At 53.7% G+C, this 12,279-nt stretch carries 11 protein-coding genes; 3 read left to right on the top strand and 8 right to left on the bottom strand.

Annotated features, from left to right (window positions below; genetic code table 11):
• Positions 1-35: 35 nt before the first annotated feature.
• The 4 genes from ACT3TF_RS00915 to ACT3TF_RS00900 all read right to left on the bottom strand — a co-directional run bounded on the left by ACT3TF_RS00915 (position 36) and on the right by ACT3TF_RS00900 (position 4,325).
• Complete coding sequence (locus ACT3TF_RS00915) at positions 36-1,016, bottom strand: TAXI family TRAP transporter solute-binding subunit (RefSeq protein WP_096278333.1); 981 nt, start codon at positions 1,014-1,016, stop codon at positions 36-38.
• Between the two features lie 460 nt (positions 1,017-1,476).
• Positions 1,477-2,781, bottom strand: a complete 1,305-nt coding sequence (locus tag ACT3TF_RS00910) for a TRAP transporter large permease (RefSeq protein WP_096278330.1) — start codon at positions 2,779-2,781, stop codon at positions 1,477-1,479.
• A complete protein-coding gene (locus tag ACT3TF_RS00905) occupies positions 2,771-3,250 on the bottom strand; it encodes a TRAP transporter small permease (protein ID WP_096278328.1) in 480 nt (159 codons plus the stop codon). The genes ACT3TF_RS00910 and ACT3TF_RS00905 overlap by 11 nt, the downstream gene beginning before the upstream one ends.
• 64 nt (positions 3,251-3,314) lie before the next feature.
• The gene (locus ACT3TF_RS00900) at positions 3,315-4,325 is read right to left on the bottom strand and encodes a DctP family TRAP transporter solute-binding subunit (protein ID WP_441686478.1); all 1,011 of its coding nucleotides are present in this window, start codon (positions 4,323-4,325) and stop codon (positions 3,315-3,317) included.
• Between the two features lie 222 nt (positions 4,326-4,547).
• Here ACT3TF_RS00900 and ACT3TF_RS00895 point away from each other — a divergent pair, with 222 nt between their 5' ends.
• A complete protein-coding gene (locus ACT3TF_RS00895; RefSeq protein WP_441686487.1) occupies positions 4,548-5,408 on the top strand; it encodes a DMT family transporter in 861 nt (286 codons plus the stop codon).
• Here the strand turns inward: ACT3TF_RS00895 and ACT3TF_RS00890 are convergent.
• The 4 genes from ACT3TF_RS00890 to ACT3TF_RS00875 all read right to left on the bottom strand — a co-directional run bounded on the left by ACT3TF_RS00890 (position 5,405) and on the right by ACT3TF_RS00875 (position 8,957).
• Positions 5,405-5,938, bottom strand: a complete 534-nt coding sequence (locus ACT3TF_RS00890; protein ID WP_096278324.1) for a DUF192 domain-containing protein — start codon at positions 5,936-5,938, stop codon at positions 5,405-5,407. The genes ACT3TF_RS00895 and ACT3TF_RS00890 overlap by 4 nt on opposite strands.
• Positions 5,939-6,022: 84 nt before the next feature.
• Positions 6,023-7,504: a pyruvate kinase gene (gene pyk, locus ACT3TF_RS00885; protein WP_441686477.1), complete on the bottom strand. Its 1,482-nt coding sequence runs from the start codon at positions 7,502-7,504 to the stop codon at positions 6,023-6,025.
• Positions 7,505-7,626: 122 nt separating this feature from the next.
• Positions 7,627-8,115 (bottom strand): ureidoglycolate lyase, encoded by a 489-nt coding sequence (locus ACT3TF_RS00880; protein WP_096278320.1) that lies wholly within the window; start codon positions 8,113-8,115, stop codon positions 7,627-7,629.
• A 17-nt stretch (positions 8,116-8,132) separates the two neighbouring features.
• Entirely contained in the window at positions 8,133-8,957 is an 825-nt protein-coding gene (locus ACT3TF_RS00875) for a bifunctional allantoicase/(S)-ureidoglycine aminohydrolase (RefSeq protein ID WP_441686476.1), read from the bottom strand.
• 353 nt (positions 8,958-9,310) lie between these two features.
• Between ACT3TF_RS00875 and ACT3TF_RS00870 the strand changes: the two genes are divergently transcribed.
• A complete protein-coding gene (locus ACT3TF_RS00870) occupies positions 9,311-10,759 on the top strand; it encodes a YfcC family protein (protein WP_096278315.1) in 1,449 nt (482 codons plus the stop codon).
• Positions 10,760-10,912: 153 nt separating this feature from the next.
• Positions 10,913-12,223, top strand: a complete 1,311-nt coding sequence (locus tag ACT3TF_RS00865; protein ID WP_441686474.1) for an esterase-like activity of phytase family protein — start codon at positions 10,913-10,915, stop codon at positions 12,221-12,223.
• Positions 12,224-12,279 lie beyond the last annotated feature (56 nt).

The raw sequence follows: 12,279 nt of genomic DNA, 5'->3' as shown, positions 1-12,279 counted from the left end.
TACTCACCGACCTATCTTTACGCTGGTGCTTAAACTTACTCGATCCAGCCACGCTCACGGTAATAACGCGCTGCGCCGTCATGCAACGGGGCGGTTAAGCCGTCAGAGATCATGTCTTCTTCGTTAAGATTTTCAAACGCTGGGTGCAGACGCTTGAAGCGATCAAAGTTTTCAAATACTGCTTTCACTGTTTCATAGACAATGTCTTCATCAACATCGGCTGACGAAACGAAGGTAGCGGCAACGCCAAAGGTTTCAACGTCTTCGTCGTTACCACGGTACAGGCCACCCGGAATCACAGAGCGGGTGTAGTACGGGTACTCTTCAATCAGCGCGTCGATTTCATCACCGGTCACCGGCACTAAGCGCGCATCGATGGTAGTCGTGGCTTCTTGGATAGAACCGTTCGGGTGACCAACAACATAGACCATCGCATCGATGTTGTTATCTGACAGGGCTGCAGACTGCTCGGCGGCATCTAGCTGAGACGCCAGCGCAAAGGTGTCTTCGTCCCAGCCAAACGCCTCCATGACCACATCCATGGTATTACGCTGACCAGAACCCGGGTTACCGATGTTGACACGCTTGCCAGGGAAATCGCTGATGGTCTCAATGCCGGAATCAGCACGAGCAACCACGGTTAGCGGCTCACCATGCATGGTGAATACCGAGCGCATCTCTTCCCAAGGTCCTTCTTCTTCGAAGTTGGCTTCGCCATTGTAAGCGCGGTATTGAACATCAGACTGAACAACGCCCATGTCCAACTCGCCGCTCTTCATGCCGTTAACGTTAGCAACCGAACCACCGGTAGACGGTGCGTTACAGCGAATGTTGTGCTCGTCGCTGCCACGGTTAACCATACGGCAAACAGACTGGCCGACGACGTAGTAAACACCGGTTTGGCCGCCTGTACCGATAGTGATGTAGCGCTCTTGTGCCACCGCAGGTGACGCGAAGGTCGCTGCAGCAATGAGCGCACCCGAGAAGGCGGCAGTGGAAAATGCATGGCGTTTCATGAACATACCTCTTTATCTTGATGTTATTAGCGTAGTTTATGTTGTGAACATCGCGCGTTTTGGTTTCACCCTGTGAACCGTTCCCTAAGGTGTTCGTGCCCCAAAACGATTTCAAGACATTCTGCTCTGCAAGCCTCCTGTTCTAAAGGCGTGCTATATCTGCAGATAATCTATTGCTTAGACAATCTGTGACAGGCACCGGCATGGCTACCTGTTATTACTACTTTAGCGAAAAACAAAACGTTTGGCGAAAAACAAAATGCTTAACGAAAAAGCACGCTTGGCAATGAGTCGTCGCCTCATCGTCCATTTAAAGCGCATATGACCGCGGAAGATAGTAGTTTAACGGCCGGTAACGTTTAGTAAGCGTTAAACCCCATACCGTTTTCGCATAGGGAATAATGATTTTCGCAGTTTGCTCGACCTCCAGGGTTCTTATGTGCCAGGGACTAAGCGCTTATTAAACGTTATAGCCCAGTACAGTGGGTAGCCACAGCGCGATTGCGGGGAACAGTGCGACCAGCGCCAGCGCACAGCCCATCGCGACCACAAACAGCAGCGCCCACCCAATCGTTTGTTCCAAGCGAATTTTTGCCACTTCGGTGGTCACCATTAAATTGACCGCAACCGGCGGCGTAAACTGCCCGATCGCAATATTCATCGCTAAGAGAATGCCAAACCATACCGGATTCCACTCAAAGTGCTGCATCACGGGAATCAGAATGGGCATCATGATTAAGTAAATCGAGATGGCATCCAGCAACATGCCCGCCACCAACACCGCCAGCATCACCAAAACAAGCAGTAATACGCCGTTGTCGGTCAGGCCAATCACCCATTCCGCTAAATGACGGAAGGTGCCCAGCATTGTCCCCGCCCAGGCAAAAATACCCGCCAGGGCGATAATTAACATCACCACACCGGAAATAATCGCCGCTTCGCCGAGCAGCTCCCACAAATCGCGAAGCGATAGCTCGCGGGTGAAAAACAGCCCAACTAGTGCCCCATATGCAACCGCGACAACGGCGGCTTCTGTCGGTGTAAATAGGCCCGAGCGCAGGCCGCCTAGAATCAGCACCGGTGCAAATAGCGCCGGTATCGCCTGCTTAAACGTGGTGCGCACGCTGAGCTGCTCAGCGCCTTCCACCGGTGTTCCGCCTTCCCAGCCATAGCGTTTGGAAACAATCATCGCAGGGACTAACAGCGCGATGCCCGCCAAAATCCCTGGAAACAAACCCGCCGCAAAAAGAGCACGTAGATCAACGCCGGGCACGACAATCGAGTAAAGAATCAGCGCCACTGAGGGTGGAATAAGAATCGCGGTAGAAGCCGATGCTGCGATCAGCGTGGCTGAGAAAGGTTTGGGATAACCGGCTTTGGTCATACTGGGTAGCATCACCATCGCGACAGCCGCCGCATCGGCGGGCCCTGAACCGCTCATGCCCCCCATAATCATGCATACCAGTACCGCCACTAACGCCAAGCCACCATGGCGGGGGCCAATCAACGCCTGAGCAAAGCGCACAAGCCGCAGTGCCACGCCTGAGCGTTCAAAAATAAGCCCGGTTAAAATGAACAGCGGAATCGCAATCAGGGGATATTTAGCGATGCTGTTGTAGGTATTAGTGCCTAACGTGGCAAGCATATCCGGCGACAGTCCAATTACGATGCCCACCGCGCCGGAAAGCGCCAATGAAAATGCCACCGGCACGCCAGCAATCAATAACCCTGCAAAGGCCAGAATCATCCATACATCAGGGCTCATCGGAGAGTCTCCCCGTCAAACGGTCATGCGTCTGCTGTACCAACCGCCAGAGCATGGCGGCTGTCAGGACCGGTAGCCATACTAAATACCACCACTGGGGCAACCCAAGCCCTGGCGAAAGTGACTCCCACTGATACTCTTGCCAGGCTAATTTACCGCCATACCAAGAGATCAAACCCAGCACAATGGCAACGCACAGCGCTTGCAATACGATCAGTCCGCGGCGGTACTTCGGCGGCAATGCGCGCTCTAAAAAGCTAATGCGGATGTGCCGGTTACGCCGCAGCGCCACCGAGGCGCCGGCAAAGGTCAGAATCACTAGCAAAAAAACGGAAAACTCTTCGGTGAACGAAAAAGAGCCGCCGGTTAAGTAGCGAGTAACAACATTTCCAAGACTAATCAAAGAGATAATACTTAATGCCAGCGCGCCCAACCAGCGTTCAAGGCGGGCATCAGGAAAGCCTTTCATGGCAGCCTCACAGCAACAAAGCTACCGGCCGTTGGGGCCGGTAGTAAACGGTCATAGAGATCGCTTAGCGGGCATCAATGGCCGCTTGAGCAGCGTTGACGACGTCTTCACCAATCCGTGGCACCCATTTCTCATAGACCGACTGCGTGGCCTCAACAAACGCCTGATACTGCTCATCGGTAAGCTCGGTTACCGTCACGCCGCGCTCCTCGATGGCGGCCAAGCGTTCGCTCTCTTCTTCACGGGTCATCGCGATTTCCCACTCACCAGCTTCTAACGCAGTTTCGCGCAGCATGGTTTGCTGCTCTTCGCTCAGCGACGCCCATACCTGCTGATTCACCGCAAAAATCAGCGGATCATTCATATAGTTCCAAAGCGTTAAATGCGCCTGGCCAACTTGGTCTATACGCGCCACGTCAAATACAGACAGCGGGTTTTCTTGACCGTCGACAGCCCCGGTAGTTAACGCCGGCTGCGCGTCGGTCCAGCTCATTTGCGTGGGGTCCGCACCGAGTGCCGAGAACGTATCCTGGAACAGCGGCGAACCCACCACGCGAATCTTCAAGCCGTCTAAATCATCGGGCTGAGTAATCGCCTCGCGTGAGTTCGAGACTTGGCGGAAGCCATTCTCGCCCCACGCTAATGGAATAACACCACGCGATTCGATCGCTGCAAACACCAAGTCGCCCGCTTCACCACCGGTCACCGCATCGACCGCGGCTTCATCTGGAATGAAAAACGGCAAAGAAAAGAGGTTAAGTTCTGGCACCTGAGGCGACCAGTTAATCGTCGAGCCCACCGCGGCGTCGATTAAACCCGAGCGCATGGCGGAAAATTCGCGCGTCTGATCGCCAGAAACCAGCTGGGAGTTGGGATACACACGCAGCGTCAGCTCACCGTCGCTGCGCTCTTCTACTAACTCAGCCCACTTCTCGGCGGCCTGCCCCCAGGGAAACGCGTCAGACAACACGGTAGAAACCGAAAGTTCGCGGGCTTGAGCAGAAAGGGAGGCAGAAAGTAGTGCCGCACCGGCCAAGCCGGCAGTCAAACGAGCCATTGAGCGTGTCAGCGTCATGGTGATTCCTTTTTATCTATTTTTATGATGTACATTTAGGATGCGTGCGGATAGCCGTGGCGAGGCTTTTCGTTGAAGCCACACTTATTGTATTCACTTAGCGCGCGAAAGAAAGACGCCTAAGGTCGGCATGGCAAAGATAGTCTCTATCGCTGTATTATTTTGGCGCTCTCTCAAGCTGTTACAATGGCTATCTGTTTCCTTCCTGCCATGGACATCAACGTGCCCCTACGCGACCTGCTGCTCGGCCTCTTCGTTATCGCTATATGGGCGTTAAACATCATTGTTATCAAGGTAGGCGTGGAAGAACTACCGCCGCTATTGATAACCACCATTCGCTTTATGCTGGTCGCAGCGTTGCTAGTACCCTTCTATCCCGTCGCACGCGCGCAGCTGCCGTTTTTACTGCTACTATCAGTGACGTTCGGCAGTCTTCACTTTGCACTGCTATTCATTGGTTTAGAGCACGCGGAAGCGGGTACCGGCGCGCTGCTCGTGCAAATGGGTACACCGTTTGCCACGTTATTGGCCGTGGTGTTTTTTAAGGAACGGCTGTGGCCTAAGCGTATCGTCGGGCTGCTGCTCTCCTTTGCCGGCATAGCCGTCATTGCGGGAGGGCCAACGCTGCCGTCGCCTTTGCCATTAACTATCTTGCTGCTGAGCGCATTAGGCTGGGCAATCTCGCAGCTGTTAATTAAGCGCGGCCCACCGATTGCCCCACTGGCACTCGCAGGCTGGGTGGCGCTGTTTGCAGTACCTCAGGTAGCGCTAGGGTCGTGGCTATTTGAAAGTGGTCAATGGCAGGCAATTAAGCAGGCAAGCTGGGTGGGCTGGGGAGCAATCATTTACACCGCTGTCATGTCATCGATTGTCGCTTACGGGATTTGGTACACACTTTTGCGGCGCCATCCGATCAATCGCGTCATTCCCATGACGCTTCTAACGCCCGTATTTGCGGTGGGCCTAGGCGCGCTGCTGATGGGCGACAGCCTAGGCATTCACAAGCTGATAGGTGGAGGATTGGTGGTCTCAGGTATCGCGCTGATTGTAATTAAATTCCGCCGCGCACCCCGTCTAGCTTAGGGTGCGGGCTGGCAGAAACCTGCATCATCAGGGACCGATACACAGTCGCCCACTTTAATACCGCGCTCGGCAAAGTATCCGCCGTTAACCTCTAGCGCCGAGTAATACGCGGCACCGGCCGGATAAGAAGGGCAACGACTGGGCTCAGAGGACTCGCAAGGCGGCATGGTATTGATGGCGACAATCTGCCCATTGCCATCGATAAAGGCAATATCGAGGGGAATTAGCGTGTGATACATCCAAAAGGCATTGTTAGCCGACTGTTCTCTCTCAAACCGAAACAGCATGCCACTGCTTGCTGGCATGCTCTCACGCTCCATCAAACCACGCTGACGCTGAGCAATCGTTTCCGCCACTTCAACGTCTACACGATGCGGGCCATCCTCGCTATGAATAGCAAGCGCCAGCGTTTGCAGGCCGGCTGGCTTCGCCTGCCCCCACGCCACAGCACTAAGTAACGACATCGGCAACAGTGCCGCCAGCGGTAACAGTAACGACGCCTTAAGCAGCGTGCGACGCGTAGAGTTCATGCGTACTTCCTTTTATGATGCGCGTAACTCCCCAGCATATGGGGAACCTATCAGCAGCAGGCCAGCATCCAGCCACGTCGTCTATTAGCCGTTATGCTCAGCGTGCTGGTCGGTAATCTCCATCACTTTCATCGTATTAGTGCCCCCATGAGCGTTCATGTGATCGCCGCGGGTCAGAATCACGTGATCTCCGGCTTTTGAGATACCGGTTTTCACCAGCAGTTCAAGCGCACGTTCATTTAGCTCGGTGGGTGACATTTCAGACGTATCAAAAGGTAGCGACACCACCCCGCGATACAGTGCCATGCGGCGCTGTGCGATAGGGTTGTGTGCCAGACCCACGATCGGCAAACCAGAACGAATACGCGATGCAATCAGCGGCGTGTAGCCAGAAGACGTCATGCAGGCAATCGCGCTAACGCCGGTCATATGATTCGCGGCATACATCGCTGAAAGCGCAATGGTTTCATCAGGGCGAGCAAAACCTTCATGAATACGGTGGCCGGATTCTTGGGCTGATTTTTCACGCTCAGCGCCTAAACAAACCCGCGCCATGGCTTCTACGGTTTCAAGCGGGTAGTCGCCTGCGGCGGTCTCCGCTGAGAGCATCACTGCATCGCTGCCATCCAGCACGGCGTTAGCCACATCGAACACTTCTGCCCGTGTGGGCAGCGGCGCCGAAATCATGCTTTCCATCATCTGTGTAGCAGTGATCACCGCGCGATTAAGTGAGCGAGCACGCTTGATCATGCGTTTTTGAACGCCGACTAGCTTCGCATCGCCAATTTCAACGCCGAGATCACCCCGCGCCACCATCACCGCTTCCGATGCTTCAATAATACCGTCGAGGGTGGCGTCATCCGCCACGGCCTCAGCACGCTCAACCTTCGCGACTAAGCCAATATCTTTGCCCGCCTCGCCCAGCAAGCGGCGCGCCTCCAGCATATCTTCGGCGTGGCGGGGGAAAGAAATGGCCAAGTAGTCCACGCCAATCTCGACGGCAGTTTTCAGATCTTCTTTATCTTTTTCAGTCAACGCTGGGGCAGAAAGCCCACCGCCCTGCTTGTTGATGCCTTTATGGTTGGAAAGCTTGCCGCCCACGACCACAACGGTATACACCTGCTGGCCGCTGACGCGAACAACGTCTAGAACGACGCGACCATCATCCAGCAACAGGCGATCACCTGCTACGACATCTTGCGACAGCGTTGTGTAGTCGCAGCCCACCTGGTGAATATCACCTGCATCGCCATCTAGCGCCATATCGAGAATAAACGGCTGGCCTTCTTTGAGCACCACCGCGCCATCACGAAAACGGGCAATACGGATTTTGGGACCTTGAAGGTCGCCCAAAGCGGCAACGCTACGGCCTAGCTTCGCGGCGATTTCACGTACCTGCATTAAGCGTCGACGGTGATCATCGGCGGTACCATGAGAGAAATTTAAACGCACCACATCCACGCCCGCAGCAAGCATGGCCTCCAATACGCCCTCACGATCACTGGCAGGGCCAAGAGTGGCGACAATTTTGGTACGACGGATCGAAGAAAAGTGCAGTGCGCTCATAATATTCCCACCATGCGAATTAGCCTGTAGTGACGCTATTGGATAACGAGACTCTATTGAATAACACTAGCTTATCAGTTTAACGCGCTCTATATGACAGCGGTACCACTCACAGGCACGGATTATTCCAAGGTCACGGTTATCGCCATGGGAAACTCTTCGCAGTTATTGCCGTCACCGCCTCGATCTACCACCAAAAACTCGCCTTCTCGTTCCAGCACCGATTGAACGGCATGCCAGGTGCCTGCACGGTAGTTGACGCCTTGATGGCCGTCGGTCACAAAGGCACGCACGTCACCTGAGTTAATATGCTCGCCGGGAGTGGCCACCACCACGATAAAGCGCTCTTCATGCAGCGGCATAAACGCCTGGCTGCCTTGAGGGTGGCGCTCTAAAAACGTCAGTTCAAGCGGCAGTGTGATCGGCTGACTGATAAAAATGTTGATCAGCGTGTGGCCGTTTTCACCCAGCGTTTCCACCTTAGCGAGGTCATGATGGCGCTGGGTACGACCAGCGTTGATAGGGAACGATGCGGCGTTGCGCGCATCAATCACATCGCCAAAGGGAGCAAACGCCTCTGCCGTTAGCGGTGTGGCAGTGAGTTTAAGCATTGCGTTGTCCTTACACGTTATTTCAGACGAAGGGCGGGATGACGATTAACGTCTTTATATAGCAGATAGCGGAACGGCCCTGGCCCACCGGCGTAACAGGCTTGGGGGCAGAATGCGCGCAGCCACATAAAGTCGCCGGCCTCTACTTCAACCCACTGCTGATTAAGGTGATAAACCGCCTTACCTTCCAGCACGTAAAGGCCATGTTCCATCACGTGGGTTTCATCGAAGGGAATAACGCCGCCCGGCTGGAACGTTACAATGGTCACATGCATATCGTGGCGCACGTCATTAGGATCAACGAAGCGTGTCGTCGCCCAGCTTCCGTTGGTGCCCGGCATTTCAACAGGGGCAATGTCTTGCTCATTGACCACAAACGCTTTGGGCACGTCGAGCCCTTCGACAAACTCAAAGGACTTACGAACCCAATGAAAGCGCACTGCTGCTGCTGATTCGTTACGTACCTGCCAATCACTGCCAGGCGGTATAAACGCATAGCCACCGGGCACCATGGTATGGCGCTCGCCCGCTAATGTAAGCGTTAACTCACCCTCCACCACAAACAGAACGCCTTCAGCTTGAGGGTCCAGCTCAGGCTTATCGCTACCGCCGTTGGGCTGCACTTCCATAATGTACTGTGAGAATGTTTCAGCAAAGCCTGATAGCGGCCGCGCGAGCACCCACAGGCGCGTGCCTTCCCAGAACGGTAAATTGCTTGTCACTATGTCACGCATCACGCCTTTAGGAATCAGCGCATAGGCTTCGGTAAAAACAGCGCGGTCAGCGGTTAACTGCGTTTGCGGCGGATGACCGCCCGTGGGAGCGTAGTAAGTAGCTGGCATGATTGGTCCTATCTGATTTTATTAAAATAAAGAAAACATCTTGTATACAAGATCTGCGACCCACATTAAAGCGATCTTTCGCAAAGCCCTTGTGAAACACTCCTCCCAATAGTAACTTCTTTAGAAACTTTCGTTTCATAATTCTAAAACCATACGAACCATGCTTCAAATGGCAATGTTTCAAATGACAGTGTCTCAAATGACAGTGCTTCACCGTTTGGCCCTTGTTGATCTAGTGGCTAGACGATGTCATTGCTCGGCTCACACTAGGCATTTATAACTAAGCATTTATAACTAGGCATTTATAACAACGGCTGCCCTCAAGGGTGGCTTTAAATAACGCGAGGCAACGCATGTCCCAACAAATCCCCCCTTCGCCCTCCCCTGAACGCCCAGTGCCTAAGAAAAGCTGGTGTAGAATCCCTGATATCTACGCCGTTTTGTTCATATTTATTGCGCTAGCGGCGATCGCCACGCACTTTGTGCCCGCAGGGCAGTTCGAGCGCGTTCCAGGCCCGGCTGGTCGTATCACCATCGACCCGACCTCTTATGAACAAATAGCCCCCTCTCCGGTGGGCATTGTCGATTTCATGCTGGCGATTCCCAACGGCTTGATGAGTGCCGGGGAAGTTGTCTTTTTTACCTTCATGATTGGCGGCATGTTCATGGTATTGAGGCATACCGGCATTATCGAGATTGGTGTCGATAAGCTGACTAGGCGCTTTGCCCGACAAAGCCTGCTGACCATTCCAGTGCTGATGACAGTATTTGCCCTCATCGCGACCGTTATTGGCACTCAGGAGCTGGCGCTGGTTTACGTCCCGGTAATCCTGCCACTGATGATTGCATTACGCTTTGACTCAGTGACGGCGGCGGCGGTGGCTTTATGTGCCACTACTGTCGGCTTCACTACTGGCGTACTCAACCCCATCAATACCGGCCTGGGCCAGCAGCTTTCAGCACTCCCGCTTTATTCAGGCTACGGGCTGCGCATCTTGGCGTTTATTGTCATGCTGGCGGCGGCCATTTTCTTTGTCATGCGCTACGCCCGCAAAGTGCATAACGAACCATCCTTTAGCCTGCTCAGCAGTGACCCGGGCGAGTCTGAAAAGCGTTCGCTCTATCAGCATGCCGATAATGGCCGCGCACTGGTGGCCAACGGTCGTCAAAAGCTAGCTGCAATCGCGGCCTTTGCCTTCTTCGGCGTGCTAATTTACGGCGTGTTACAGCAAGGCTGGTTCATGATGGAGATGGCCGGGCTTTTCATCATTATGGGGATTGTGGTGGGGCTGATCGCGGGGCTTAACACCGACGAAATATGCGCAGGCTTTAACCAGGGCTTCCGTGATGTGCTCGTGGGAGCGATGATCGCAGGGGTTGCTCGCGGTGTCGCCGTGATGCTGGAAGATGGTCAGATCATGGATACGCTGGTGTTTGGACTGGGCAATCTGGTTGGCGGCCTGCCCACGTTACTGTCGGCTATTGGCATGTTCTTCGCCCAGCTAGGCTTTAACTTCATCATTCCTTCCGGTAGCGGTCAGGCCCTGGTGACTATGCCGCTGATGGCACCGCTTTCCGATATTATTGGCGTCACACGACAAACCGCGGTGCTGGCTTTCCAGCTCGGCGACGGCATTGGCAATATTCTTTACCCAACGTCAGGCTACTTTATGGCCACGCTGGCACTGGCTGGGGTGACGTGGCAAAAATGGGTCAAGTTCTTCTTCCCCCTCTTTTGCATATGGGTGCTGATTGCGTTGGCGTTTCTTGTGTTCGCTCAGGCGACTCAGTGGAATGGTTAACCAGTAAACAAAAAACGTTAGCCAAAATAGTCAAAACGGCCAGAAATTAAAAGATCTGCTTTCTGTCATTCAACTATCACCTTTGTTGAAGAAGATAGATGTAGCTGACCCTGCTCAGCTACATCTTATCTTCTTTGCAAAGGTTAAATAGTGATGATGAAACCGATACTCGCCACAGCCTTACTCGCCTTTGTATTTACGGATTCAGCTTATTCTCAGCAGGCCTTTCCTGCCACCTTGTCCAGTCATGCTCAACTGCCCGGCAGCACGTTTGTAGCGGCCCCATCCGGCGCCGCTGAACACTACAACACCTCAGGCCGCTTTACTGGAGAAGAAGGACGTATTGAGCAGTTATACACTAACGTACAAGCCACTGGTTTAGCGCTCCCTTTTCCCAGCCAGCCGCTGCAAGGGTTTTCAGGTATACGCTCGCTTGGCGACGATCGTTTTCTGGTCTTAACCGATAACGGCTTTGGCTCTAAGGCGAACTCTTCCGATATCATACTGATGTTTAACATCATAAACCCCGACTGGAAAACCGGACGCGTCACTATTGAGGAGACCGTTCAACTCTCGGACCCAAACCGCAAGGTACCCTTCCCTATTATGAATGAAGCCACCCCCGGGCGATTTTTGACCGGTGCTGATTTCGACATCGAATCGATCCAGCCGGTGGGTGATACCTACTGGATTGGTGATGAATTCGGCCCCTGGATTATCCAGGTCAATAAGGAGGGTGAAGTGTTGCAAGTGATAGCCACAAACCCAGGCGGCACGATGATGCGCTCGCCCGACAATGCCTTTGCCCTGACCCCAAACCCCGGCGCACCACTTTCAGATGATGTTGTCGTTTTTCGCTCCGGTGGCTATGAGGGTATGGCGCTCTCCGAAGACCACACAACGCTCTATCCATTGTTGGAAAAGCCTGTATGGGACAGTAATGATAATGCCCCGGAAACCATTGATGGCACTCCCGTCTTAAGAATGTTCGAACTCAGCACTGACACAGGCGAATGGGGCGATACAACTCGCTATTACCCACTCGCGTCAGCGGATCATGCCATTGGCGACTTCAATCTTATTGAGGGCACCCGCGGCCTGATTATCGAGCGTGATAGCCGCCAAGGAGACCCTAGAGCAGAGTGGGCGAACGATCCCGCCGAGTTCAAGCGTATCTATCTTATCGACCTCGATCGCACGAACGAGCAAGGTGTGCTTGAGAAAATCGCCTATATAGACCTCATGGACATTCAAGATCCCAACGGCATCGCACCGCGAGGCACGATCGACGGCACGTTTAATTTTCCCTTTGTGACTATTGAGAACGTGGATAGAGTCGATGAAAGAACTATCGTGGTCGCCAACGACAATAACTATCCGTTCTCGATTGGTCGCGAGCAAGGGCAGGCTGATGATAATGAGATGATACTGCTTGATGTGGCAGACTTTCTGAACGCCGAATAGCAAGAATCAGCGTGAGGCTAGGGCGCTAGCGGACATCTTCGCCTCACGTTGAAACG

Source organism: Halomonas sp. AOP25-F1-15 (genome assembly GCF_052378675.1).
GTDB classification, from domain to species: Bacteria; Pseudomonadota; Gammaproteobacteria; order Pseudomonadales; family Halomonadaceae; genus Vreelandella; species Vreelandella casei.
The sequence above is the reverse complement of the archived record's forward strand: the minus strand, read 5'-3'. Positions and strand labels throughout refer to the sequence as shown.